The sequence below is a fragment of the Vibrio atypicus genome (assembly GCF_009811315.1).
Lineage (GTDB): Bacteria > Pseudomonadota > Gammaproteobacteria > Enterobacterales > Vibrionaceae > Vibrio > Vibrio atypicus.
In genome coordinates this window covers 22960-47732 of sequence record NZ_BLID01000002.1, presented here as the reverse complement: position 1 = coordinate 47732, position 24773 = coordinate 22960, and the positions used below count along the sequence as shown (strand labels likewise).

The 24773-nt window shown below is 43.0% G+C and carries 25 protein-coding genes and 2 tRNA genes; 8 read left to right on the top strand and 19 right to left on the bottom strand.

The features are described 5' to 3' along the window. The first annotated feature begins 39 nt into the window (after positions 1-39). A tRNA-Leu gene (locus GVO60_RS04805) sits at positions 40-124 on the top strand. A 153-nt stretch (positions 125-277) separates the two neighbouring features. On the opposite strand, the gene GVO60_RS04800 is transcribed toward GVO60_RS04805, so the two are convergent. The 15 genes from GVO60_RS04800 to GVO60_RS04730 all read right to left on the bottom strand — a co-directional run bounded on the left by GVO60_RS04800 (position 278) and on the right by GVO60_RS04730 (position 16283). After that, entirely contained in the window at positions 278-1411 is a 1134-nt protein-coding gene (locus tag GVO60_RS04800; RefSeq protein WP_159651494.1) for a flagellin, read from the bottom strand. 596 nt (positions 1412-2007) lie between these two features. Beyond that, complete coding sequence (locus GVO60_RS04795) at positions 2008-3147, bottom strand: flagellin (protein ID WP_159651493.1); 1140 nt, start codon at positions 3145-3147, stop codon at positions 2008-2010. 359 nt (positions 3148-3506) lie between these two features. Then, positions 3507-4700: a flagellar hook-associated protein FlgL gene (gene flgL / locus GVO60_RS04790; RefSeq protein WP_159651492.1), complete on the bottom strand. Its 1194-nt coding sequence runs from the start codon at positions 4698-4700 to the stop codon at positions 3507-3509. Between the two features lie 9 nt (positions 4701-4709). Continuing rightward, the gene (gene flgK / locus GVO60_RS04785; RefSeq protein ID WP_159651491.1) at positions 4710-6584 is read right to left on the bottom strand and encodes a flagellar hook-associated protein FlgK; all 1875 of its coding nucleotides are present in this window, start codon (positions 6582-6584) and stop codon (positions 4710-4712) included. A 123-nt stretch (positions 6585-6707) separates the two neighbouring features. Next, positions 6708-7622 carry a flagellar assembly peptidoglycan hydrolase FlgJ gene (gene flgJ, locus GVO60_RS04780; RefSeq protein ID WP_159651490.1) on the bottom strand — a complete coding sequence of 305 codons (915 nt, stop codon included), beginning with the start codon at positions 7620-7622 and terminating at the stop codon, positions 6708-6710. Between the two features lie 11 nt (positions 7623-7633). Beyond that, on the bottom strand, positions 7634-8725 hold the full coding sequence (locus GVO60_RS04775; RefSeq protein ID WP_159651489.1) for a flagellar basal body P-ring protein FlgI: 1092 nt from the start codon (positions 8723-8725) through the stop codon (positions 7634-7636). A gap of 66 nt (positions 8726-8791) precedes the next feature. Beyond that, on the bottom strand, positions 8792-9574 hold the full coding sequence (gene flgH / locus GVO60_RS04770) for a flagellar basal body L-ring protein FlgH (RefSeq protein WP_159652417.1): 783 nt from the start codon (positions 9572-9574) through the stop codon (positions 8792-8794). Between the two features lie 22 nt (positions 9575-9596). After that, on the bottom strand, positions 9597-10385 hold the full coding sequence (gene flgG, locus GVO60_RS04765; RefSeq protein WP_159651488.1) for a flagellar basal-body rod protein FlgG: 789 nt from the start codon (positions 10383-10385) through the stop codon (positions 9597-9599). Between the two features lie 20 nt (positions 10386-10405). Continuing rightward, positions 10406-11155, bottom strand: coding sequence for a flagellar basal body rod protein FlgF (locus GVO60_RS04760; protein WP_159651487.1), 750 nt, complete (start codon positions 11153-11155; stop codon positions 10406-10408). Positions 11156-11370: 215 nt separating this feature from the next. Continuing rightward, a complete protein-coding gene (flgE, locus tag GVO60_RS04755; protein ID WP_159651486.1) occupies positions 11371-12687 on the bottom strand; it encodes a flagellar hook protein FlgE in 1317 nt (438 codons plus the stop codon). A gap of 43 nt (positions 12688-12730) precedes the next feature. Beyond that, positions 12731-13441 (bottom strand): flagellar hook assembly protein FlgD, encoded by a 711-nt coding sequence (gene flgD, locus GVO60_RS04750; RefSeq protein WP_159651485.1) that lies wholly within the window; start codon positions 13439-13441, stop codon positions 12731-12733. Between the two features lie 16 nt (positions 13442-13457). Continuing rightward, positions 13458-13874: a flagellar basal body rod protein FlgC gene (gene flgC, locus GVO60_RS04745; RefSeq protein WP_159651484.1), complete on the bottom strand. Its 417-nt coding sequence runs from the start codon at positions 13872-13874 to the stop codon at positions 13458-13460. Positions 13875-13879: 5 nt separating this feature from the next. After that, on the bottom strand, positions 13880-14275 hold the full coding sequence (gene flgB, locus GVO60_RS04740; protein WP_159651483.1) for a flagellar basal body rod protein FlgB: 396 nt from the start codon (positions 14273-14275) through the stop codon (positions 13880-13882). A 243-nt stretch (positions 14276-14518) separates the two neighbouring features. Next, a complete protein-coding gene (locus GVO60_RS04735) occupies positions 14519-15346 on the bottom strand; it encodes a protein-glutamate O-methyltransferase (RefSeq protein WP_159651482.1) in 828 nt (275 codons plus the stop codon). 10 nt (positions 15347-15356) lie between these two features. Continuing rightward, on the bottom strand, positions 15357-16283 hold the full coding sequence (locus GVO60_RS04730) for a chemotaxis protein CheV (protein ID WP_159651481.1): 927 nt from the start codon (positions 16281-16283) through the stop codon (positions 15357-15359). Positions 16284-16360: 77 nt separating this feature from the next. Between GVO60_RS04730 and flgA the strand changes: the two genes are divergently transcribed. From flgA to GVO60_RS04715, 3 genes are all read left to right on the top strand, one after another. Continuing rightward, positions 16361-17107 (top strand): flagellar basal body P-ring formation chaperone FlgA, encoded by a 747-nt coding sequence (gene flgA, locus GVO60_RS04725; protein WP_159651480.1) that lies wholly within the window; start codon positions 16361-16363, stop codon positions 17105-17107. A 97-nt stretch (positions 17108-17204) separates the two neighbouring features. Beyond that, a complete protein-coding gene (gene flgM, locus GVO60_RS04720; RefSeq protein WP_159651479.1) occupies positions 17205-17519 on the top strand; it encodes a flagellar biosynthesis anti-sigma factor FlgM in 315 nt (104 codons plus the stop codon). An 18-nt stretch (positions 17520-17537) separates the two neighbouring features. Then, on the top strand, positions 17538-17963 hold the full coding sequence (locus GVO60_RS04715) for a flagella synthesis protein FlgN (protein ID WP_159651478.1): 426 nt from the start codon (positions 17538-17540) through the stop codon (positions 17961-17963). A 72-nt stretch (positions 17964-18035) separates the two neighbouring features. On the opposite strand, the gene flgP is transcribed toward GVO60_RS04715, so the two are convergent. Beyond that, positions 18036-18467 (bottom strand): flagellar assembly lipoprotein FlgP, encoded by a 432-nt coding sequence (gene flgP / locus GVO60_RS04710; protein WP_159651477.1) that lies wholly within the window; start codon positions 18465-18467, stop codon positions 18036-18038. A gap of 8 nt (positions 18468-18475) precedes the next feature. Beyond that, positions 18476-19111: a FlgO family outer membrane protein gene (locus GVO60_RS04705; RefSeq protein ID WP_159651476.1), complete on the bottom strand. Its 636-nt coding sequence runs from the start codon at positions 19109-19111 to the stop codon at positions 18476-18478. A 161-nt stretch (positions 19112-19272) separates the two neighbouring features. On the opposite strand from GVO60_RS04705, the gene GVO60_RS04700 reads away from it, so the two are divergent. The 4 genes from GVO60_RS04700 to GVO60_RS04685 all read left to right on the top strand — a co-directional run bounded on the left by GVO60_RS04700 (position 19273) and on the right by GVO60_RS04685 (position 22404). Next, complete coding sequence (locus GVO60_RS04700) at positions 19273-20406, top strand: flagellar assembly protein FlgT (protein ID WP_159651475.1); 1134 nt, start codon at positions 19273-19275, stop codon at positions 20404-20406. A 7-nt stretch (positions 20407-20413) separates the two neighbouring features. Further along, a tRNA-Arg gene (locus GVO60_RS04695) sits at positions 20414-20490 on the top strand. 111 nt (positions 20491-20601) lie between these two features. Further along, a complete protein-coding gene (locus GVO60_RS04690) occupies positions 20602-21108 on the top strand; it encodes a Fe3+-citrate ABC transporter substrate-binding protein (RefSeq protein ID WP_159651474.1) in 507 nt (168 codons plus the stop codon). Between the two features lie 91 nt (positions 21109-21199). Then, a protein-coding gene (locus GVO60_RS04685) for an IS3 family transposase (protein WP_159651473.1) occupies positions 21200-22404 on the top strand; the annotation gives its coding sequence in 2 pieces (ribosomal slippage) (positions 21200-21569 and positions 21569-22404; 1206 coding nt in all). Between the two features lie 51 nt (positions 22405-22455). Here the strand turns inward: GVO60_RS04685 and GVO60_RS04680 are convergent. Beyond that, complete coding sequence (locus tag GVO60_RS04680) at positions 22456-23418, bottom strand: OmpA family protein (RefSeq protein ID WP_159651472.1); 963 nt, start codon at positions 23416-23418, stop codon at positions 22456-22458. A gap of 229 nt (positions 23419-23647) precedes the next feature. Continuing rightward, on the bottom strand, positions 23648-24619 hold the full coding sequence (locus tag GVO60_RS04675) for an OmpA family protein (protein WP_159651471.1): 972 nt from the start codon (positions 24617-24619) through the stop codon (positions 23648-23650). Positions 24620-24773 lie beyond the last annotated feature (154 nt).

The following is a 24773-nucleotide window of genomic DNA, read 5'->3' as shown; positions in this document are numbered from 1 at the left end:
CGTTGAGGTTTTACCAATTCTCTCAATGATGTTAGATACGCGGTCGTGGCGGAATTGGTAGACGCACCAGATTTAGGTTCTGGCGCCGCAAGGTGTGAGAGTTCAAGTCTCTCCGACCGCACCATATCTAATTGGAAATACTTAAACCCAGCTTTTTAGCTGGGTTTTCTTTTATCTGAAGATAATGTCACCTATCCCTACACAAACAAAAAATCCAGCCGAAGCTGGATTTTCTCTTAGTAGTCATGACTTTTAAAATGGCTTAGAACTTACTTCTTTAGCCTAAAAGCCCCAACGCTGAGTTGGGCGCTTGCTTTGCTTGAGCTAATACAGAACTTGAAGCTTGAGTAAGGATCTGAGACTTAGTCAATGCCGTTGTTTCTTTCGCAAAATCAGTGTCTTTGATTCGGCTCTTCGACGCGTTCACATTCTCATTGATATTATCTAAGTTATTAATCGCATGATTGAAACGGTTTTGGAATGCACCTAGTTCCGCACGATGACTATCAACAAACTTCAGGGCTGCATCTACAATTGCTACTGACTCTTGCGCACCACCAACAGAACGAACATCAATGGTATCAACAGTCACCGCTTGTGCATCACCTATATCTAAATCGCCCGCGAGACTGCCTCCAAACGTCGCGACACCTTCAACCGTGTTGTTATCACTAAATAGTTGAAGTTGGCCATCTTCATTAACAGAAGCTTTAACCAAGTCCGTTTGACCATTGATATAAGTGGCAAGCTCTTCAATATCATCGCCGACTTTCGCATTCAGCTCGACATTTTGCTCTTGACCAAATTTATCAGTCACTGTGATTGTAAGATCATTTGCTCCAGCTTGTACGGCCCAGTCTGCATCTTGCCCATTTGCAGCTTGATAACTATTTCCCCCCATCATGGTATTGTCACTGCGCATGTTTTTCATGGTTAGCATTACTGCCTCACCATTATCCGCACCGATCTGGAATGACTTAGTTGCAAATGTACCGTTAAGAAGCTTGTTACCCCCAAAAGAAGTTGTTTCTGCAATACGATTGAGTTCGTCGTTCAACGCAGTTATCTCTTCTTGAATGGCGACACGTTCGGATTTCGAGTTTGAGCCATTCGCAGATTGTAATGACAAATCACGCATACGTTGAAGAATGTTGGTGGTTTCATTCATTGCACCTTCAGCAGTTTGTGCCATCGAAATACCATCATTTGCGTTACGTACCGCGACATCTAAGCCTCGGCTTTGAACGTTCAATCGATTGGAAATTTGTAAGCCTGCTGCATCGTCTTTTGCACTATTGATTTTGAAACCTGAAGAGAGTCTCTCCATCGATAGTTGTTGAGCATTAGATGCGCTATTTAGATGACGCTGAGCTGTCATCGCCGCTACGTTAGTGTTTACATTAACCGCCATAGTGGTCTCTCCTATTGATTTTCCGATTACCGGAATTTCCGTTAAGCTTTCCGACGTCTCGAAAAACCAATTAGTTCTCTCAAAGTACCTTTATAACGACACCGAAATGGTTAACTTTAGAGCGACAAGTGGAAAAATTAACCAAATTCAGGCTATTTCATTGAAAACATGATCAAAGAAATAAATATGAAATTAGATGCTAAAGTTTTCTGTTTTTCGGTCGGTAGTAAAAATCGAATTAAAAGAGTAATGAACTAGAAGATATTAGAGGCTATAACTTCGTGAGTTCGAGTCTATAGTGACTAAAAAAGAAATGACGACATAGGTAAAGGGGAAAGCTAACAACGCTTATAATGCGTAACAGAGGCTTAAATAGCAGGTAAAGAAAAGCCCCTTTTCCTTTGAGAGAACCGGGGCTATAGAGCTAGCCATGCCATGTGGAGATCGAGAGAAATGATCAAAGCTTGGCTATTGTTACATAGACATCACGAATAAGAGACAGGAGTGAGAGAGAGTCTCGTAAACGTTAGCCTATGTTTGCCGTACTCTCTTCATTAGCCCTACGTCTAGGATTACGCTAATGAAGATAGGTACTACTACTGCAATAATGACATCGCAGAGTTTGGCAACTGTTTTGCTTGAGCCAGTATAGATGTACCAGCTTGTTGCAGAATTTGAGCTTTTGTCATCGCCGTTGTTTCTTTCGCAAAATCTGTATCGCGAATTCGGCTGTTTGACGCTTCTACGTTTTCCTGGATATTTGCCAGGTTATTGATACTGTGACTTAGTCGGTTTTGCTTCGCACCCAAGTCTGCACGCTGTGAATCAACATATTGCAGAGCCGAGTCAAGGATACCAACTGCGTTTTGAGCACCACCAACAGAACGAACATCAATGCTCTGTACGGTAGTTTGGACACCAGGACCACCATTTAGACCCAGTTCACCCGCCAGACCACCAGAGATGCTTAAGTCACTCTTAAGCTCAGCCTGTGATGCGAATATTTGCAGTTTACCATCTTGGTCAACAGATGCTTTGAGTACATTTGTTTGACCGTTAATGTAAGTGGCAAGTTCTTCAATATCATCGCCATCTTTTGCAAGAATGTCGATCGATACTGGATCGCCATCTTTGCCAGTAAACTCAAGCTTAAGGTCACGAGCATTAGCCGGTACACCCCAATCTTTATCTTTACCTTGTTCAGCAATAAAGCTTTGACCACCCATACGGAAGTCATCGGCACGAATACTGGTCAATCCCATGATGATCGCTTCACCTGAACTTGCACCAATCTGGAAAGATGCCTCTCCAAACGTACCATTTAGTAGTTTACGACCACCAAATGATGTGGTTTCTGCGATACGGTTCAATTCGTCTTGTAGGGCTGATACCTCTTCATTGATCGCCGTACGCTCTGAATCTGAGTTAGTACCGTTAGCTGATTGCAGTGACAAATCACGCATACGTTGCAGAATCGATGTCGACTCATTCATCGCACCTTCTGCTGTTTGAGCGATAGAGATGCCATCGTTCGCGTTGCGCATAGCCACATCCAAACCACGAGACTGCGCCGTTAAACGGTTAGAGATTTGCAGACCAGCCGCATCATCTTTCGCACTGTTAATCTGTTGGCCAGATGACAAGCGTTCCATTGAGGTATTTAGGTCGCCAGTCGCCTTATTTAGATAACGCTGAGCGGTCATTGCCGATACGTTAGTATTTACTGTAATGGTCATAGTTTGCTCTCCTAGTGAGTTCGCAAGTGCTTGCGAAGCGGCCAGCTTAATCTCATTTGGAAGCACTGACCGTAAATGCCTTGCTAAGCAGATATCTGCTTAAAACTGTTTTTTAACTCTGATATAGATAATTCAAGTTGTGTGCCAAGTTTAAATCTTCAACAAAAATAATTTTAACCATCTGTTTTTCAATAACTTAAATCGTTCCACACTTATCTTTAATATCAGTTTGTTTTTTGTTCACATCTATCGGCAATCGAATTGCCGCTTTCATTGCCACCTGATTGCCATAGTTTCACTACGTAACTTGTCAGAGGCTGTCTTAGCACTTAAGGCATTGCACTTAAGGCTTAAAATCATTAAATATAATTAAATAGGGTTAAATCTTTTGTTTTACCAAAAGCTTGTTGCGATGCTTGAAGCGCTCTTGAATTCTCATTGAACTCAATGATGGCCTCTGCATAATCCAAGTCTTCGAAATTACTTTTCGATTTAGCGAGCGTCATTTCAAAATCTGCATGCTGCTCTTCTTGGATATCGAGCGTATTTAAACGTGCACCGACATCTGTTCTCGCTTTGGTCAAATGAATAAAGGCAGCATGAAACTCTTCTGTTATTTGATGTAGCTTGGCTGTATTAGATGCATCAGACACCGATCCTGATGACAGCTCCAATGCCTCTTTAAACGTTTCAAAAATGCTGTAGCTACGGCGAGGCTCTAACTCAATCGAGTCACCTTTGGTAATCTGCCCTTTGACCTGAATATTGATATCTTCATATTTGATCCCTTTTGCTGGATCAAAAATATCGGCTTGTACGACTGAACCATCTTGCTCCAATTGGTAACCATATTTGCCACCAGGCATATCAACGAATGTAACCTTATAGTTCGACTGGTCATCAGGGTTTAAGTTGGTCGCTCGCTCAAGCAATAACTCTGAAGAATCTTGGAGATCATATTGCGGCGCAAAATCGCCAAACGGATTATCAATTTCCATGAACAGCTTACTGCCAGGGTCATTGATTGGCATTTCTAAGCTATTGGAAATCTTCATTTTCCGTTGGTAATCATCACCGACGTAAACCACGTCCGAATCTTTATCACGGAAGAAAGGTTGATTCTTCGGTTTTGTGCCCGCAAAGATGTAGTTACCAGACTCATCTTGAACGTTAACGAGATTCAGAAAATTGTTTGAAATTTCTTCCATCTCACGGCGTTTCGCTAATCTGTCTTCTGGAGACAAGGCACCATTAATCATTTCCATAACGGTACGTTTTGCTTCATCAGCAAAATCTTCCGCATTTGAAATAATCACTTCATGGTGCTCTAGACGATTTCGAGTCAACACAATTGCTTCGCTGTATTGACGTAGTTGTTCTTTTTGCTGGCCAATATTCTGAATATAGTGAGTCGCCAGAGGATCATCACTCGCCTTCATTAGCTTCTTACCCGATGCTAATTGAGCTTGGTTGTGATGCACCTTATTTTCTTGGCGGCGCAAGTCATTTTGTACCGACTGATAGTTATGGAAGCTCGAAATACGATTTAACATTTACGCCTCCTATCTCAGAGCCAAGATGGTGTTAAAGGTGTCATTGGCCGCCTGCATAATGCGCGACGAGGCCATATAGGCTTGCTGAAACTTCATCATATTTGCTGCTTCTTCATCCAGGTTGACCCCTGAAATTGAAGCAACACGTTCTTGGGAAGCTTCCTTCTCTAAACGAGAAACATCGGTCAAACGTGATGCCGTCGACATTTGCAAACCTACGTTGGTATTCAGGTTGTGGTAAATATCCAAAACTGTCGACTCGCCATCATTGAGCTTTTTATCTGTTTGAATATTTTGCATTTTAAGCAAGTTACCGTTATCACCCTCCGAAGGAACAAGGTTTGCCGTAAACTTATCGTTTGGCAACGCACCGTCAGTTAATTCAAATGTGGTGCCTTGTACTGTCACAGCCCCTTTTGGCGGATACTCTTGCGGCTGCATAAGAATACGCCCTTTGGTATCAGTAACCGCAAATTGCTTGCCGTCTGGCGAAACAATCACTTCAAATTCACGTAAGTCTCCTGCCGACTCAATCGAAAACTTGGCTTTACCCTGAGCAAACGTGGTGGAAGCTTCATAGCTTTGCGCGGCAATTTTTGATGGGTCATTAGTTGCCATCTGCATTTGCGCGGCAGAACTTCGAGTTGGGCGCAAAAGCACTCGCTCTCCAGCCGCCAAATCTTGACGAATTTCAATCCGAATGCCATCCATTGAGATCGCATCATCAACGACAGGTACAATTGACTGCTCACCATTAGGTCTCGTCACGTAGTAATCACCATCATGATATTGAAGCGAGTACTCACCAGCGATCAGTTGGCTGGTATCCTCAATAAATACCGCTACTTCAGCTTGAGATTGAGAGCCAGTAACCACGCGTGACTTAGCCAACACTTCAGAGTTCACATCGGTAAAAATTAAACCACCAATGTTTCCTCGCAAATCAAGGCCTTGAGACTGCAGTTTATTTACATCATATGAAAATGAAGCCGCCATCTTGCCAAGCTCGTCCATGATCTGAGGAATTTTCTCATCACGCATGCTCAGCATCGCACCTAACTTGCCATCAATATCTTTGGTGGTAATGGCTTTAATACCTTTACCTTCGATCATGGCAAGTCGACGTTCATGGACATCGGGGTAACCATCAATCATGGTTAACTTACTTGCTTCGGTACCGGAAACCAGAGTATGCCCATTACCAATATGGACATTGAACCCTTCCGCATTTTTACGTGGCGTCACCGTTACTTTTGTATATTCAGAGAGTTCGTTGATGAGCTTCTCATGTTGATCCATAAAATCATTGTGAGGCCCTGGAGTACGCATCATTAAACGATGAAGATCGCGTATTTCAAGCGCAAGTTGGTTTACTCGCTCTATCCCCAAGTCGAGTTTTTTGTTTGTCACATCCGATTGGCGACGAATGGTTTCATGGAAATCATTTAGGTTTTGCGTTATCAGTGTTGATTTTTCAAGCACAACCTTGCGAGCACCCACATCATTCGGGCTATCGGCCAGCGATTTTACGGCATCAAACCATTCGTTGAGATTTTCTGGGATTTTTTTCGAAGATACTGATGACAGCATATTAGATAGCATTTCTAAGTTAGCTTCATCGTCTACCTTATGAGCGTAGCTCGTTGTCGACATGTTCAGTTCGTTAACGGCAAACTGGTCCCATGAGCGGCGAACTTTTTCCACATGCACGCCCATGCCATAGGATTCCCCGCCAAACTGGCGTGGCATATTTGTGCCTTGTATCACCGACTGGCGACTATAACCCTCTGTATTTGCGTTAGAGATGTTATGGCCTGTGGTGTTAAGTTGTCTCTGAGCGGTTAGGACACTTTGTGAACCTAAACCCAGTAGATCAGACGCCATATTGCCCCCAAGAAACCTTTAAAAATCAGTATTAACTGAACATACGGTTTAATAATTGCAATATGTGTGCCAAATATAAGAAAGGAGAATTAAGGCAATAAAAAATCACCCGAAGGTGACTTTTTACATTTGATCAATTTTAGCTTTTACGCGCAGTACCTTATCAGCGTAATTCGGATCAGTCGCATACCCTGCTTTGTGGATACCACGAATGAATTGTTCATCGTTACCGCCGTGACGAAGTGCTGTCGTATAACGTGGATTTTGATTCAAAAAGCGCACGTAGTCATTAAAACTATCTTCAAAATTGCTATAAGAACGGAAAGCCGCTTGTTCTTTGACCGGAATACCTTGGTGATACTCTAAAGTCTGAGTTGCGACCTTATCCCCACTCCAACTTTTATCTGCTTTAATGTTGAATAAGTTGTTACTGCTACCACGGCTATTACTGACGAGCTTTTGTCCCCAACCTGTTTCTAGTGCAGCTTGAGCCAACAAGAGTGAAGAATCCACCCCAAGAGCCTTAGCGGCTTTCTCTGCATACGGTCGCATTGAACCGACAAAAGACTCAGGTGAATCAAAAGAGTGCTTCTGTGGTGCCTGAATAGTTTCACTGGCTATAACGCTTTCAGCCGAGCGTGCTTGACGAGCACCATCCACTTTTTTCATCATCGCTTCAAAATCAGTATGTTGATTAGCTGCATTTTGGTTTTCAACTGAACCAGAAGAGAGCTGAGCAACGATCATGTCAGCTAACCCTAATGAGCCCGATGAACTCAGCTCACTCGACATCTGTTCATCCATCATCTGACGATAGAACTGCTGATTCTGACTGTCCATTAAGCCAGACTCAAAGGTCGAGTTAGCGTCTCGCATAGACTTGAACAGCATGGAGGTAAAAATAGCTTCAAATTGCTTGGCAGCGGCGGTTAATGCCGCTTTTTCACTGCCCTCATCTCCCTCAACCGCTTGTTTACGTAGCTTATCGAGCCCAGCGATATCGTGGATGAAGCCGATGTCATTTCCGTTATTTATCATGCTTCACTCCTTTAGATAATGATCAACTGACCTTCAATTGCACCCGCTTGTTTAAGCGCTTGCAAAATAGCCATAAGATCAGAAGGCGCAGCACCAACTTCATTGACAGCGCGGACTAGGTCATCAAGTGTCAGGCCAGGCTCAAACTTAAACATCTTCCCCTGCTCTTCCGTTACTTGAATATCGGTATCAGGAACTACAACGGTTTCACCACCACCAAATGCATTGGGTTGGCTAACATTTAAATTCTCTTTGATCGCTACGGTCATACCACCGTGAGTAACGGCTGCAGACTTCAAACGCACATGTTTACCCACCACAATGGTTCCAGTTCGCGAGTTAACAATAATCTTCGCTGAACCATCAGCCGGATCAAACTCAAGGTTTTCAATCGCAGATAAAAACGCCACTCGCTGAGAAATATCTCTAGGAGCACGTACTTTTACAGAAGTTGCGTCGACTGGAGAGGCCATTTGTGGCCCAAGAAAATTATTAACCGCATCAGCCATTCGCTGAGCAGTTGTAAAATCAGATTCGAGTAAGTTAAAGGTAATGTAATCACCGCGACCAAACGGGGTCGGTATTTCTCTCTCTACCATCGCACCATTTGAAATCATGCCAGCCGTTGGATTGTTGCCGACAATCTTAGAACCGTCTGCACCTGTCGCACTAAAACCACTCACAACTAGATTACCTTGAGCCACGGCATACACTTGCCCATCTAAACCTTTCAGCATGGTTTGCATCAGGGTGCCGCCTCGTAAGCTTTTCGCTGAACCAATAGATGACACGGTAATATCAATAGTTTGGCCTTGCTTAGAAAAGGCTGGTAATTCTGCCGTAACAATAACAGCGGCAACATTTTTGGTTTTTGGCTTGGTGCCAGGTGGCAATTGAATACCAAAGCTTTGCAACATGGCATTAAAGCTCTGGTCAGTGAAAGGCGTTGATTCACCCGTACCAGGCAGGCCTGTTACCAAACCGTAGCCCACCAATTGGTTACTACGAACCCCTGCGACTTGCGCTACGTCTTTAATACGCGCGGCTTGAGCATGGGCCGTTAATAGTAGGATGCTGGTGAAAAGGAGAATCAACTTCTTCATTGGAATACCTTTAACTTTGTTCTGAGTCGCTCAATCGTAGTGCCAAAAAAGCGACTTCAGATGAGATTAAAGTGATACATTGAAAAATCGTGCCAAGAATCCAGGTTCTTGCATATCTTGTCGGTTACCAGTCCCTGAATATTGGATCCTAGCGTTAGAAACGCGGTTAGAAGCAATCGTATTATCAAATGAAATATCGTCTGGACGGATGGTGCCACTTAAACGGATGTACTCGTCGCCCGTATTCAAGGTTAACCATTTTTCGCCGCGTATGATTAAGTTGCCATTCCCCAACACTTCAATCACCTCTACGGTAATAGAACCGGTTAAACTGTTACTTTGGTTTGCGCTCGCGTCACCTGCAAAGGTATTGGTATTGTTCAGGTCGTAAGAGAAGTTGTAGTCGCCGCCAACTTTGAGCTCTTGTCCGCCAACAAATAATGGCTCCATTGAAGCATCGTTGGTTTTCGACATATCAGCGTTAGCACTTTTTGCCGCTTTGGTTTTCTCATCCAATGTCACTGTAATAATATCGCCAATACCACGTGGCTTTGAGTCATCATATAAGCCGGTCGAACGAGAGGCACTAAACAGAGAGCCCGTTTCAGCAGCGTAGTGTTCCGGCTGGTGTTTTGGATGAATTGGCGCCCAAGCTGGGTCACCCGCGACCGGATCATTTCTACCGCGTAGCGTGTCAACAATACCACTTTGATCATCACCAGATTTATCGCCTTCAACAGCATCGACAGTGGTAGTACCGCCAACAACATCAGAGGTTTCTACTGGTGGCTCAAGCATAGTACAACCAGACATCACACCAACCAAAAGTACAGCGAGTATACGATTCATCATTTTATCCTCTACTGGTTAGTTATAATTGCTGGTTAACGAAACTCATCATCTTATCTACTGCCGAGATAACTTTTGAGTTCATTTCATAGACGCGCTGAGCTTCAATCATGTTTACAAGCTCTTCCGTTACGTTCACGTTAGAAGTCTCTAACATGGATTGGCGAATATCACCAAAGCCATCAAAGCCAGGTACACCCTCTTGCGGGTCACCACTCGCCCCTGTTGGCAAGTAAAGGTTTTGACCAATCGGTTCAAGGCCGCCTGGGTTAACAAAGTCCACTGTAGTAATTTGACCAACCACAACGTTATTTTGCTCACCACGAACACGAACAGATACTTCGCCGTCGGTACCAACGGTAATGCTGATTGCATCTTCTGGAATGACAATTTCTGGTTCAAGATTGTAGCCAGCACCAGAAGTTACAATGGCACCCTCATCGTTTACCGTGAATTGGCCATTACGTTGATAACCGATGTTGCCATCAGGCATTAAAATTTGGAAAAAGCCATCACCTTCGATCATCATATCTAGGCTGTTGTTGGTCGTCTGAGTATTACCCTGCGTATGCACTTTCTGCGTCGCAACGACTTTTGAACCCGCACCCAGCATTAAACCCGTTGGCAGCTCGGTATTTTGCGAAGACTGACCGCCTGGTTGATTAATGTTTTGATAGAACAAATCTTCAAAAACCGCACGGCTCTTTTTGTAACCTACCGTTGATGCGTTCGCTAGGTTGTTAGAAATGGTTGAAATATTGGTTTGTTGAGCGTCTAAGCCCGTTTTACTTACCCATAATGCCGGATGCATAATTTTCTCCTAAAACTCTATTAGCTCATACGAAGCAGAGAATCAGACGCTTTGTCCATCTCTTCTGCTGTGCTCATCATTTTTACCTGCATTTCAAACTGACGCTGTAGGTCAATTAGGCTGGTCATTTCGCCGATAGCATTCACGTTACTACCTTCAATTGCACCTGTGAGCAGTTTGACATCGGCATCAGCTTCGTATGCCGCATTAGGATCTTTTGCACGGAATAAACCGTTAACATCTTTGAATAGTGATTGATTATCGGTGCTAGTGAGTTTGATTCGATCAACAACTTCAATTGCATCCGCTGGAGCGCCTTGCGGAACAACTGAAATCGTACCATCGGTACCAATTTCAACTTTACTCAAAGGTATTGGTAGAGTGATTGGCGCGCCTGTTTCACCAAGCACCAAGTTGCCATTACCACTTAACAGCAAACCGTTGACATCAATCTTAAGATTACCGTTACGGGTAAGGCCTTCTTTACCTGTTTTATCTAAAACAGATATCCAGCCATTGCCTTGGATCGTCACATCAAGATCACGACCAGTGGTAATAACACTACCTTGTTGGAAATTATGTCCCGGACGCTCTGTCATACTAAATACACGGCTAGGTAAACCTTCACCGTAAGCTTGCATTGAACGAGCTTGCGCCAAATCAGCACGGAAACCCGTGGTACTGACGTTTGCCAAGTTGTTTGCTCTAAGCTGCAATGCCTGCATGTTCTGCTTAGCACCGCTCATAGCGAGGAAGAGTGCGCGATCCATAATTTGCTCCAAAAATCACAATTCAGATCAATTAAAGCAATTGGCGTGCCAATATATTTTATTGTTAATTATCAGCAATTTGATAACCAAGGAGAGGGTAAATAGAAGGTTTTTATAAGAGGATTGCCATAGGTGGCAACAATAGCAAGCCGATCTTTGCCACCAGCTTGCTATTACAGATTATTGCGAAATGTCGATAAACGGTTACGTTAAAATTAACGAATCTGCAGGATATTTTGTTGAGTTTGGTTATGTACTTCTAGAGAACGCGAGTTCGCTTGGAAGTTACGCTGAGCAGAAATCAGGTCAACAAGCTCTTGAGTCATGTCAATGTTGGATTGCTCAAGCGTACCACTATTGATTGAACCGAAGGAGCCTTTGTTTGATTCACCCCAGATCTTGTCACCAGAAAACTGAGTTGAATCCCACTGAGTACCACCTTTCTTGTCCAGACCTTGCTCGTTGGCAACTCGCACCATAGCAACACGCCCTAAAGTGATATTTTCACCATTCGAGTATGTGCCTAGCACGCTACCGTTTTCATCAAAGTCTACTTTGGTCAAGAAACCAGTTGTCGCGCCATCTTCATCAAACTTAGTTAATTCAAATGGGGCTGCAAACTGTGTAGCAGAATCTAAACCAAATGATAAAGTCTGAGTGACATCAGCACCATTTAGGTTGATAGCATTCGGATCATCTGGACCAGCACCACCTAAAGGACCAGATACAATGTTCTGACCATTGTTCAAGCTAGCAAGCGTACCATCGTTGTTGAACTTCATTGTATGACCCACATGGCCAGTTGGCGTTGTTGCATCACCACCAACGATGTTCAAAGGCTTCTCACCAGCACTGTCAGTAACCGTGTAGTAAGTCTGCCAAGTATTTGCTTGTGTCTGATCTTTCAAATAGTACGTCGTCAACTTGTACGATTGACCCATTGAGTCATAAATCGTCGAAGAGGTCGAACGGTTGTACGTTTCAGGATCTGAGTAATCAAATAAGGCAGGATCTTTTAACGAGCCACCAGCAGGGAGGTTCACACCAACTTCAATGTTTGCCGTCTGCTTTGGTTTACCAAACTCTTTTGGAATGTTTATAGGCGAAGGCTCGTAAGAAAGAACATCACCAGTATCGCCATTCACTTGATAACCGAGTAAAAACTCATCATTGGCCGTAACCATGTAGTTATCTTTATTTAAGTGAAACGCACCGTTACGAGTAATCTCATTTGACGTAGGTTGTAGCCGATCCTTTGCAACTGCAAAGAAGCCTGTACCACTGATACGTAAGTCCATCGGGTTATTAGTGTAAACACTTGACCCTTCATGGAACTGTTGAGCCACTTTTGCCGCTTGAACACCGCCACCAGGCGTAGTTTTTGCGTTAGTAAATAGTGAATTAGAGTAAACATCTCCAAACTCGGCACGAGACTCTTTAAAGCCATACGTGTTTGCGTTCGCAATGTTGTTACTGGTTGTGTTCAGATCTAACTGAGCTGCGGAAAGGCCGCTTAATGCAATATATGACATTCCAAAATCTCCTATCTAGCTAGCATATCTACTTTATTAAGAGCTACGCTTTACCAACTTCTAGTACTTCAGCAAGTCGAACTGGCGACTCGAAGCCAGCCAGATTGAGCAGTACGTTACCATCACCTTTACCTAGGAGAACGCTATTAACGTTTGCGTAAGTCGATACTTCAAACTCTTTGCTTTCTCCATCGAGTACACCCGAGGCTCTCACCTTGTATTTACCCGCCGGCAATGGATTACCGTTTTGATCTTTGCCGTCCCATTCAACACGGCTATCTCCACCAGGTGAAGAGCCTGCATCAAAGGTACGAATCAGTTGGCCCATTTGGTCTTCTACTCGCACCATTAAGTTATCAACAGCTTGAGGTAGCTTGACCATAGCAGCCATACTGCCATCGTCTTTTTTCACTCCTGCAGCACCAGGAATTAGAACATCACGTCCAACCAAGGATGATGCTTGAAGCGCTTGATTCGAAGTCATCGAAGCGTTCAAAGTTTCAAACTGGTTATTCATTTTGCCAATACCGTCTACAGTTGCGAACGACGCCATTTGCGCAATCATCTGGTCATTACTAACCGGCTTAAACGGGTCTTGTTGAGCAAGTTGCTTAGTGAGCAGCGATAAGAAGTCTTCTTGTTTAAGATCTTGCTTACCCGTGGTCTCATTTGGCTTGTTCTTGTCTTGAAGCTGTTTAAGCTGGTCGATATAGGACAAGCTGTTTTGACCAACATTATTAATGCCATCGGCCATATGTCACCCCCTATCCTTATTGACCCATCTGCAGCGTACGCAGCAGCATTTGTTTGCTTGCATCTGCCACTTGAACGTTTGTTTGGTACGAACGAGAAGCAGAAATCATGTTAGCCATTTCTTCCATCACGTTAACGTTAGGCTTATAAATATAACCCTCACCGTTAGCGAGCGGATGATCAGGGTTGTACTCCGCACTCAGCGGCTTATCGCTTTCAACAATGCTCATCACCTTCACTGGCACAGTATGATCATTACCATACTTAGCCTTACTTAGCTCAGCACCAAACACAGCATGGCGAGCTTTATAAGTATCTTTTGCAGAGCTAGAGATACTGTCAGCGTTTGCCAAGTTGCTTGAAGTCGTATTTAGACGAACAGATTCAGCGCTCATGGCAGAACCAGTTACATTGAATACATTAAATAAGCTCATCTAAGTTACTCCCCTTTTAGTGCTTTCGTTAAGTTCTTGAATTTACTTCCTAAGAAGTCTAGTGACGCTTGGTGTCTGATTTGATTTTGCATAAATAAATTACGCTCTAAATCTACATCAACCGTATTGCCATCACCGGTGTCAGGTTGTGTTGGAAGTCGATACATCACTTCCCCTGTCACTTGTGTAGAGGCAGGAATATGCCGACCATCAGTTTGGCTAAGACCAATGCTTGCCTCTGATGTTGCCGCCTGCAAAGCCCTTTGAAAGTCCATTCCTTTCGATTTGTAGCCAGGAGTATTCGCTTGAGCAATGTTAGTTGAGATAACCTCAGCATTGCGCTCACGCAGACCAACCGTGTGTTGGTGGATACCTAAAGCATTGTCGAAAGAAATAGCCATGTTAACCTCTACATAAAGAACTGACCGTTATTACCAAAGATAAAGCAATTAACATACCAACTTTTAAAATCACATCGGTAATCACTTTACTTACGAAGACCTTACAGCAATAAATACGCCAACTTTTCATCGGAGTAACTACGACTGTAAATTTGGAATGTCACTATTAGTATACTCGTAACCCGCCCTCAACAACAAAAAAGCCCAGCTACATGAGCTGGGCTTAACATTGATAGAATAATTTTATTTGAGCTTATAAATGATACCAGGGTTACAACGAACCATATCAAATCGATCGGTCAGCCCCGTCAAAGACTCAGACGCACCGAGCAATAAGTACCCGCCCGGGTTTAAGCTATTTGCCATTTGATTAAGTACTTTTGACTTCATATCTGGTGAGAAGTAAATCAGTACATTACGACAAAATATAATGTCAAACTTACCAAGCAATGCGTAACTATCCATCAAGTTTTGCGGACGAAAGTTGACTAAACGTTTTACGTTGTCTTTCACTTTCATTCGACCATCACCGGCATCTTCAAAGAAATTACGACGACGTTCAGGAGACAAACCACGACCTAATGCAAGGTTGTCATATACGCCTGCACGACACATATCTAACATGCTGGCAGAAATATCTGTGGCTGTAATTGATGTATTCGGCAACATACCTGGCTTGCGCTGCTGAGTTTCTAAAATCGTCATTGCCATCGAATATGGCTCTTGGCCCGATGAACTTGCCGCTGACCATATTTTAATTGGACGCTTATTTGCCGCAATTTCTGGAAGCAATTTGTTCGCAAGAACTTCAAATGGGTAGGTATCGCGAAACCATAACGTTTCATTCGTCGTCATTGCATCAACGGCTGCCACTCGTAATTCTCGATTTCGACCCGTCACAACATCTCTTAGCAAATCCGACAGAGATCCAAGCTTAAACTTAGTGACAAGTGGGCTCAGACGGCTTCTTACTAGGTATTGCTTACTATCACCCAATACGATGCCACATTGAGACTCTAAAAAACGGCTGAAATCACGATACTCTTGATCGCTTATAGTTATCGCTGTCATTAATTTCTCTTTATTCTGTAAGTGCAGACTTCACTGCATTACCAAGCTCATCAGGATTAAATTTGGCAATGAAAGAGTTTGCTCCAACTCGTTCAACCATGGCTTGGTTAAATACACCACTTAGTGATGAATGAAGAATAACATATAAATTTTTCAAATCCGCGTTGCGGCGAATTTCTGCAGTCAGGGTATAGCCGTCCATTTCTGGCATTTCTATATCTGAAATAACTAATGAAATCTGATCATAGATACTGCCGGCTTCGGCCATCTCAACCAACTTCTCATACGCTTCTTTGCCGTCTTTTACCGCAACGACTTCAAAACCAAGTGATGTAATAGCACGTTCAACCTGCTTTCTTGCTACGGTTGAGTCATCGGCAATCAAAATTCTACGTACAATTTCTTTTTCTGCTTCAGCTTGAGCAATCTCTTCACCAATCGACGAGTCCATGGTTTCATCAATTGGCGCAATTTCTGCAAGAATTTTCTCTACGTCGAGGATCTCAACTAATTCATTATCAATATTCGTTACCGCAGTAAGATAGTTTGCTTTACCAGCACCATCTGGCGGTGGAAGAATTGCTTCCCAATGCATGTTGATAATTCGTTCAACCGACGTAACTAAGAAAGCTTGAATGGTGCGGTTAAACTCTGCAATAACAACAAATGCTTTTTCCACATCTGTCGTTGGTCGACCGCCAATAGCTAAACTCAGATCAATGACAGATACAGTATGGCCACGAATGTGAGCAACCCCTTTAACTAGAGGGTGTAAATTAGGCATTGAAGTAAGCTTAGGACATTGGAGAACCTCTTTTACTTTAAATACGTTAATACCATAACGCTGTCGCCCCATCAGGCGAAAGGTTAGGAGTTCCAATCGGTTTTGACCGACGAGTTGCGTACGCTGATTCACAGAATCAAGAATACCCGTCATAAGCTCATCTCCATCTCAAACTTTAATGCTAAAAAAATGGTAGTCTACTCAAGGCCATGAAAAACCAGAGAAACAGAATGACATATTCTAAATCATACTTATGTTCGTTTTCCATAACTAATTGTAGAGCTTTCTATAAAAAGTTTTATAAGTCTATCGGCTTTTCATTATTTTTCTTTAGTTTTTCAGCGACATCAGCAACAGAAAGTCAAATTTCTCTCATTCAACAAGCTGCCGAAGAGTATGTCACTGCAAACATAGAAAGCCCAACAGGTGGCTCGTTAAAAGTACAGGCCGCCTCTATAGATAGTAGGATCTTTGCAACAGATTGCCCTACTGGTGTGAAAACTTCTTCCACATCGACCAACCCAAACGCCAGTAATATTACCGTTCTTGTTGAGTGTAACGATGATAATTGGCGTGTGTATGTTCCTGTACGAATGACCAGAACCGGCCCACAAGTCACTCTTATTGGCCCGCTATCTCGTGGGCAGATTATCTCTCCCAGAGACGTCACTATTAGTATGGTAGACTTGCAACGTTATAGGCGGCAAGGCTTTTCCACAATTGATGCAGTGGTCGGAGCAAAAACGAAAAAAAATCTACGCAGTGGCGAAGTCATTGAAGAAAATGATATTTGCGTGGTCTGCCGCAATGAAACCGTCACGATAAAAGCTGTAAAAGCAGGAATGGTGATTACAACAAAAGGGGTTGCACTGACAGATGGATCCCACGGCGAGCAGATAAGAGTGAAAAACAGCAAATCAAATCGTATAATTGAAGGACGTGTAACCGGAATATCTGAAGTCACTGTTGTATTCTAGCGTTATTTTTCTTAATCAATCGTTAAAAACCGCTAAAGTTATTCCCTAATAAGTCGATATTGACGGTACAGGTTTATAACATTCAAAAGGCTCAAATATGGCAGGCATAGATAATATCCGTACAGGGCAACCCCTGACGACATCCACAAGTAGAAGTTCAGTGCGAGGCGACAACCAGTCTCCAAGTGCTGATGCGCCAAAAAAATCTTCAGTGGCGCAAGACTCTGTATCTCTCAGCTCTCAAGGTAAAGCTGTCGGTGAGATGCATACTCAAATGGCTAGTCAGCCTAGTTTTGACAAAGCAAAAGTTGCAGCGATCAAAGAAGCAATTGCGAACGGTTCGTACACCGTAAATCCTGAAAAGCTTGCTGATAACATGATGAAGTTTGAAAAAGAGCTTGGCGGCTTATAGCCCTAGAGGTTGACCACTATGGCAGCATTGCAAGGTTTAGTTGAATTTCAGCTTAAAAGTGCAGAAGAGCTTTCTCAATTACTCGAGAAAGAAAAGCTGGCTATAACCAATCGTGTAGCAAAAGAAATTGAGCAAATTGCCAAACAAAAGATCACACTGATCGAGCAATTGAGAGTGACGGACGAACGAATCAGTCAACATCCTGATGTCAGTACGCTGACTACAACACCAGAGTTGAGCCCTCTGGTTGATAGAATTCGTTCCTTAATCTTTGATTGCCAGCAGGCAAACGCCGTCAATGGTGAAGCATTGCAACGAGCGCAGCTTAGTTTCAACAAGTTGAATAATTTGATGCAACAATCTCAAGGCAAGTTAGGTATGACCTATACCGCTGAAGGACAAACCAAGAACGTCACGACACTTGGAACAAACATCAAAGCCTAGCTACCTATAAATTTCAGATATAAAAAAGCGGCAAACATTGCCGCTTTTTTTGATCGGAGAAGAAAATTATCACTAGAAGAGAGTTTGTTGCCTTTTCTCAGGAACTTGCTGCACTTCACCATAATCCCTAAGTTTATTCATTTTCTGAATATCTAAACGCAGTTCAGTAACGTAGCTGTCTCCAACTTTATAGGTTCGGACAACTTCTGCCCCACGAATAACGCCGTCTACCGCGCCAGATGTCAGTTCAGTGCCTAAACGTTGATCTTGAAGATCTGCACGTCCGCTAACTCGCATGCCATAGACTTGTTCAGCAAGCTCTCGATAAGCATCAATCTTTGAAGCACGCATCGCGCGAACTTGTTTCTCTTCATCAGTACGCCCTTTCTGTTCACTGATGCTTGCATAACCAACAGCAGTCAACCAATCGTCCGGACGCATTGAGCCAAGAGGCTGGCAACCGACCATTATCAATACCACAAAGAGCAAAAATAACTTTTTCATGTCTACTCCTACGGACGCAAAATAACGGTATATGGTTGAGTAATCGTTGGGTCTGAGCGAATCAGCACACCATCTTGAGTTCGAATACTATTCAAGGTATCCAAATCTCGGCCAATGCGATCAGCAGGTAAGAAGCCTTGAGCTGTGGCAACAACCACTCGTGATTGCATACCTACCACTCGGGCATTAACCAATACACCGCCCTCTTGGCGCAGCATAGTACCAGTTAGTACGTATTGAATATCTTGCTCTTGAGCCAAATCTTTCCAGTCACGACTAAATGCAAAATCACCTTGGTTGGTAACTTGGATTGAACCTGTCGTTTTATAGTCGACAACTTTAAAGCCGCGACGTTGGAACTGGTGAATAAAACCTTCTGATACCGAATTTCCGAGCCAGTTAGTCGCATCCATATTTTGCAGATCAACAAATGATGTTACCGCGATAGGAGTGCGAGCCGAGACGCTCGTATTCGAAATCATCAAATCTTCAGTCATACTCTCAATAAAAAAGTCAAGAGTATGACGGGGACTCTCCATTAACATGAATTGAGAGCCTGGGTAAGGTTCCTTACCATTATAAATTGGCGCATAGGCACAGGCGGTCAGAAAGACCACGGGCACAAGCGATAACCATTTCTTCATTCTCTAATCTCCGATACATTATGGCTTAAGCATTGATTACTTTTAGCTCTCTCCTAAAAGTGGAACGCTCTTTGCTTTTCTAACTGTGCAGCATTTAGAAAACATCACCAAAATTAGCTAACATAAAATAAGCAAAAAACGAACCAACTTGGTAAACATACATGAAAAGATCGCTTCTTCTACTTTTAACTGGCTTCTATTCCACCCTATTCGCTCACAATGCGTTAGCGGGTTGGTATGAGGTTACAGGTACCGCAACCGTTGTCTCGTCAGAAGAAGTGGCTCGAATACATGCTCTTGAGGATGCCCTTTATAAAGCAGTTAAGTTTTCGGGAGCTGATATAGGTAGTATTTCTAACCTACGCCCTTTGTTAGAAAGCGATCGTAAAGAATACCAATTCAGTAATAGTGAAGTTCGCTACATCTTAGTTGATGAGCAAAAGACCCGTCGCGGCGTGATGATGGTGAAAGCACGCATTGATATTTATCCGTCGGCAACAGGTTGCCACGTTGATCAATACAAAAAGACATTCTTGGTAGGCAACATTGACCTTCAATCTCCTCAGCAAGCGGTAATGGGCCAGATTTATAGCATTGGAGATGACTTCGCTAACGTGATAAATCGCCAACTAGACCAAGAGTCTGTTAACTTCGTTTCCGTCGGTACAACCGATTATGAGATAGATAAGCGTAACCCTGAACGGCTCAAGATGATTGCAGAAGACACCGGAGCTCAGTACATCATTGGTGGTACTATTTCTGATTTAACCGCAACAATTGAACAAAACTTACTTACTTCTGATGTCATCAATCGCCAATTTGCCTTAGAGATGACCATTTTTGATGGCAAAACCGGCAACGAAGTCTACAACCGCAATTACCGAGAAGTGGCGCGCTGGCCATTTCCAAAGACAAGTCAAATTGATACCAAGAGTGCTCGCTTCTGGGCATCGACTTATGGGGATATGATGTTGAGAGTGAGCCGAAATATCATGCTCGACTTAGAATCAGAAGTATCATGTAAGATTACCCTTCCGGAAGTCGTTGCAAAATGGGGCAACACGATAACAATGGATCTAGGCCGATTACATGGTGTAGAAGCAGGAGACAAACTTCAACTGTGGCATACCGGTTCTTTCATCGACCAACGTGGCTTACCACGAAACAAAGTAACTGAGTCGGATATTACCTTGACTGTCACTCGAGTTTACGAAAATGAAGCTGAACTATCAGTGGATCAAGCAGAAATGGCTGGCAGCATCCAAATTGGTGATGTAATGCATAAGATCCTTTAATAGCTTCGCTCCCGTGGCACAGCTGGATAGCGCGATCCCCTCCTAAGGGATAGGTCGCAGGTTCGAATCCTGTCGGGAGCGCCATACCAACCAGGGCAGAAAGAGTCATTCTTTCTGCCCTTTTTAATATCTAAACTTCACCAACGTCAATGTTTCATCTAAAATAGCTATTAACAAAGTTATCGATAGTGAAAAATGAAAAAAAGTAACTTGACGACAAACACAGGCCACCGCTTTATCTCCAAAGCCAAGACTGCGTTTAAAATTCATATCCATACACCGGATGACAAAGTACTGCATCGCTCTGTAGGGTATATCCGTGTAGGAGAAAAGAAAGGGCTCAAGAAGGCGATTAAACTGCGCAATGAGCTAGGCTCTGCTATGTGGGGTAAGTTTTGGCGCAAGTTACTTAAAGACCCTTACCTAATGACCCGCCTGCCCCATTCATTAGAACCAAAGATCATTTTTAAACCAAGACCAACAAAAGCCCATCCGAATGCCAAAGATGAATGCTACATTGCCGCTTGGAGAAACTACGACGAAAACGGTAAACTCATTTATCGAAGTGTTGTTTGCTCTATCAAAAAGCATGGTCGACTGGCCGCTTACAGTAAAACTAAGAAAGCCCTCCTAGAAGCCAATAAAGAAAACCTAGAAATCTTAGAATTTATGGGGCGGCTAAATAGTATCGACTTAAAATAAAAAAGCCTTGGTTTTCACCAAGGCTTTTCTCTTATAACTGACCCGTCCTAAATAAGGTTGACACTTCCCAATCAGGAAATTGGAGAGTGTTATGAAATCAGTAACTAGACGAACTCAATGTGACTATTCCCTCGCTTTTAAGTTGGAGGTTGTTGACCAAGTCGAAAGAGGCGAACTGACTTATAAACAAGCTCAAGAGAAATACGGCATACAAGGTTGTTCTACAGTATTAGTGTGGCTCCGAAAACACGGTCGACTTGACTGGTCTAGGGTCACTCCTCGATTCTTAAAAAAAGGGTTGCCTATGTCTGAACTCAATTCACCACCTACACCAGAGCAACGTATCAAAGAACTGGAAAAGCAGCTCGAAGATACCAAGCTAAGGGCTGACTTCTTTGAAGAAGTGGTCAAAGTTATGGAACGAGACCACGGTGTTCGAGTTGTAAAAAAGCACAAAGGTGCGTCGTCCAAGAGCGAAACATAACTCTGCTTACCGTGACTAAATTTTGCCAAATCGTCAATATCACTAGGCAAGCCTATTACAAGCAATGCCTTACTGAAATTCGTAAGCTGCGACGTGATGAGGTACTTCTGAGTTTTGTTCGCGAGACTCGAATCAAACAAGCCCGCATAGGAACTAGGAAGCTGAAGTATCTGATGAAACAGGCAGGAGTGACCGTTGGCAGGGATTATCTTTTTTCACTGCTTAAACAACATCGCCTGCTTGTGAAAACCAAGCGTGCTTACCACCGAACAACAGATAGCCATCATAGATTTTACTGCCACCCAAATAGAATAAAGGATGGTTTTAAACCAGAGAGACCAGAAGAGTTGTGGGTTGCTGATATTACCTACCTTCCTACTTGTGAGGGGAATAGTTATGTCAGCCTGATTACCGATGCCTATTCTAGGAAAATCGTCGGTTACAGTGTGGATGACAACATGCAAACGAGCGCGGTAAAACAAGCTTTTATAGGAGCGTTAAAAAGACGTCGAAACAACGGAAGCTTAATCCATCATTCAGATAGAGGCTCCCAGTATTGCTCAAAGGAATACCAAAACTTACATGCTAAGCACAAAGTAGTGTGTTCAATGACGGATGGGTATGACTGTTACCAAAATGCATTGGCAGAGAGAGTAAACGGCATTTTGAAAATGGAATACCTCTTGCGCAAGCCTAAAGATATTGCTCAGGCGAGAAAGATGGTCTCTGAATCAGTAGAAATCTATAATCAGATGAGGCCTCATACGGCGCTAAAATACAAAACGCCCGATGAAGTACATCGAGCGCTTTAACTAAAAAGGTGTCAACCCATATCAGGACGGGTCAAACTAAGATGAGAAGAATTATTTCTCTTCGTACTCAAATGCTGGAACCGTAATTTCTACACGACGGTTTTGAACGCGACCTTCGTGAGTATCATTTGAAGCGATTGGGTTGTTTTCACCTTGACCACTTACTGTTATACGTGAAGCATCGATGCCTTCAGCTTCTAGAGCATTAGCAACAGATTGTGCACGCTTTTCAGACAGTTTCTGGTTGTACGATGCTGCACCACTTGTATCTGTGTAACCCACTACCTCAACGTTCGCTTGAGGGTACTCGTTCATGAATACAACTAGCTCGTCAAGCTTCTGCTTGCTCGCAGGCTTAAGTTCAGAGCTATTTAGCTCAAAGCTACCTGAATCAACGACTTTAGTTTCAAATGTTTTCACAACTGGTGTTACTACAACCACTTCCTCAACAACAGTCTCTTCTACTAGAACTTCTTCTACAGGCTCTGGTGTTGGCTCAGAACTACCACCGAATTTAGAACGGAAACCTAGTGTGAATGTATTTGCATCAAAGCTCGTTGTTTCAATTGATATACCATTGAAGTGCTGAAGCTCTGCCTGGATATCAATGCTAGGAATAATGCTGTAGTTTAAGCCGATTGCACCTAGCAATGCACCATCTTCATCATTACCATACTTAACGTGAGCACCACCTATTTTTGCAAATAAGTCTAGATCTTCATTGAGTGCAAATGAAAATCGTGGAGCGAGAGTATACGCGCTCATACCGGCGTCTTTATAACCAGCTCCCGTCGTTTCTCCCAAAGCATCTAAACCAGCTTCAATCGCAACTGCATCTGTGATTTCATAGCCTAAAAACGAACCTAGAGCCCACGAATCTTCATCACAAGCGCCCGTTGTACAAAAATCATCAAGCCAAGTTACACCCGCTTTTGCACCTAGATAAAACTGAGCATTTGCCGACGCTGATGCCACAAGAAGAGTTGTAGAAATTACCGCTGCTAACTTTTTCATTATTATTTCCTTATTAGTACGTAAAATGTTAATTACGCCATTGATATTTCACATATAACAATCAGTTACAGTATGAACCATTCATAAGATATACCTTATCTTACTTTTTGTACAAATCTTGTGACACTAAAATTAATTTTATCCCACTAAAACCATAACAATCTCACAAATAAGACAAAGCCCCAACCGAAGTTGAGGCTTAGTTAACTGACGATGTCTAATTTTTGGTCTACTGCTGAACTTGGTAGTCAAATGCAGGAACGATCACTTCTACACGACGGTTCTTCTCACGGCCTTCGCGTGTTTCATTTGAAGCGATAGGGTTGTTTTCCCCTTCACCTTTAGCAGTAATGCGTGATGCGTCGATACCTTTCTCTTCAAGTGTTGCCGCAACAGATTGCGCGCGTTTCTCAGAAACTACTTGGTTGTATTGAGCTGCACCTGAAGTATCAGTGTAACCAATTACTTCCACGTTTGCTTGCGGGTAAGTATTTAGGAAATCAACGAGCTCATCTAATTGAGCTGCGCTTTCTTGGTTTAGCTCAGTGCTATTTAGCTTGAAACTACCTGTGCCAAGCTGCTGGGTTTCAAATGTTTTAGTTACAACAACAGGCTCTGCTGGAGTTTCTACAACTTCTTCAACCATCTCTTCTTCAACGATCGTTTCTGTAACGGCTTCTTCGTTGCTACCAAATTTGTAAACAACACCCAATGTTGCACTATTACCCATAGCTCGAACTAGGTCGTTGTTTGCATCAGTAATTGTTTGATACTCAAGACGAACAGCAACATTTTCGTTTGAATCAAATTCAACACCAGCAGCGCCAAGGTATGAGTAATCTTCTTTGCTACCGTAGTTTACGAATGCGCCACCGAATTTACCGTAGATTGAGATTGCGTCTGTGATTGGTAGGTTTACTTTAGGCGCTAGCGTGTAGGCTTCTACTTTATCGTTGTCAAGGCCTTCACCGTCAAAGCGGCCAAGGTAATCATAACCAGCTTCAATAGAAAGGAAGTCCCACATTTCATAACCAACAAATGCACCTAAGGTTGATGAATCTGTATCGCAATCAACTGTTGCTGAAGTACAAGCGTCATCCAACCAAGACTTACCTGCTTTTGCACCTACATATAGCTCAGCCATTGAAGGCGCCGAAGCCAAAAGAAGAGATGCTGAAATTACCGCTGCTAATTTTTTCATTACTGATTCCTCGAAATCTATCTTGTTAAAGAGTTAGCTTCGGTGCTCATCTCCATTCAAGCTCCAATAAAACTCGAATGGAGACAGAGCACCCTGTGCACTTCCAACTGTGAGTAATCCTTCCTAACCGCTACAATTTTGTAAATATCTGTAA

Excerpts from the sequence above, each read along its gene's own strand:
- flgH (WP_159652417.1), bottom strand. The coding sequence starts at position 9,574 with ATGAATCGTATACTCGCTGTACTTTTGGTTGGTGTGATGTCTGGTTGT.
- GVO60_RS04700 (WP_159651475.1), top strand. The coding sequence starts at position 19,273 with ATGAAAAGATCGCTTCTTCTACTTTTAACTGGCTTCTATTCCACCCTA.
- flgK (WP_159651491.1), bottom strand. The coding sequence starts at position 6,584 with ATGGCGTCTGATCTACTGGGTTTAGGTTCACAAAGTGTCCTAACCGCT.
- GVO60_RS04680 (WP_159651472.1), bottom strand. The coding sequence starts at position 23,418 with ATGAAAAAGTTAGCAGCGGTAATTTCTACAACTCTTCTTGTGGCATCA.
- GVO60_RS04760 (WP_159651487.1), bottom strand. The coding sequence starts at position 11,155 with ATGGATCGCGCACTCTTCCTCGCTATGAGCGGTGCTAAGCAGAACATG.
- GVO60_RS04775 (WP_159651489.1), bottom strand. The coding sequence starts at position 8,725 with ATGAAGAAGTTGATTCTCCTTTTCACCAGCATCCTACTATTAACGGCC.
- GVO60_RS04735 (WP_159651482.1), bottom strand. The coding sequence starts at position 15,346 with ATGACAGCGATAACTATAAGCGATCAAGAGTATCGTGATTTCAGCCGT.
- flgL (WP_159651492.1), bottom strand. The coding sequence starts at position 4,700 with ATGTTAAATCGTATTTCGAGCTTCCATAACTATCAGTCGGTACAAAAT.
- GVO60_RS04690 (WP_159651474.1), top strand. The coding sequence starts at position 20,602 with ATGAAAAAAAGTAACTTGACGACAAACACAGGCCACCGCTTTATCTCC.
- flgP (WP_159651477.1), bottom strand. The coding sequence starts at position 18,467 with ATGAAAAAGTTATTTTTGCTCTTTGTGGTATTGATAATGGTCGGTTGC.
- flgC (WP_159651484.1), bottom strand. The coding sequence starts at position 13,874 with ATGAGCTTATTTAATGTATTCAATGTAACTGGTTCTGCCATGAGCGCT.
- GVO60_RS04705 (WP_159651476.1), bottom strand. The coding sequence starts at position 19,111 with ATGAAGAAATGGTTATCGCTTGTGCCCGTGGTCTTTCTGACCGCCTGT.
- GVO60_RS04730 (WP_159651481.1), bottom strand. The coding sequence starts at position 16,283 with ATGACGGGTATTCTTGATTCTGTGAATCAGCGTACGCAACTCGTCGGT.
- GVO60_RS04795 (WP_159651493.1), bottom strand. The coding sequence starts at position 3,147 with ATGACCATTACAGTAAATACTAACGTATCGGCAATGACCGCTCAGCGT.
- flgD (WP_159651485.1), bottom strand. The coding sequence starts at position 13,441 with ATGGCCGATGGCATTAATAATGTTGGTCAAAACAGCTTGTCCTATATC.
- flgA (WP_159651480.1), top strand. The coding sequence starts at position 16,361 with ATGACATATTCTAAATCATACTTATGTTCGTTTTCCATAACTAATTGT.
- flgG (WP_159651488.1), bottom strand. The coding sequence starts at position 10,385 with ATGCATCCGGCATTATGGGTAAGTAAAACGGGCTTAGACGCTCAACAA.
- flgM (WP_159651479.1), top strand. The coding sequence starts at position 17,205 with ATGGCAGGCATAGATAATATCCGTACAGGGCAACCCCTGACGACATCC.
- GVO60_RS04800 (WP_159651494.1), bottom strand. The coding sequence starts at position 1,411 with ATGGCGGTTAATGTAAACACTAACGTAGCGGCGATGACAGCTCAGCGT.
- flgB (WP_159651483.1), bottom strand. The coding sequence starts at position 14,275 with ATGGCTATTTCTTTCGACAATGCTTTAGGTATCCACCAACACACGGTT.
- flgE (WP_159651486.1), bottom strand. The coding sequence starts at position 12,687 with ATGTCATATATTGCATTAAGCGGCCTTTCCGCAGCTCAGTTAGATCTG.
- GVO60_RS04715 (WP_159651478.1), top strand. The coding sequence starts at position 17,538 with ATGGCAGCATTGCAAGGTTTAGTTGAATTTCAGCTTAAAAGTGCAGAA.
- flgJ (WP_159651490.1), bottom strand. The coding sequence starts at position 7,622 with ATGATAAATAACGGAAATGACATCGGCTTCATCCACGATATCGCTGGG.
- GVO60_RS04675 (WP_159651471.1), bottom strand. The coding sequence starts at position 24,619 with ATGAAAAAATTAGCAGCGGTAATTTCAGCATCTCTTCTTTTGGCTTCG.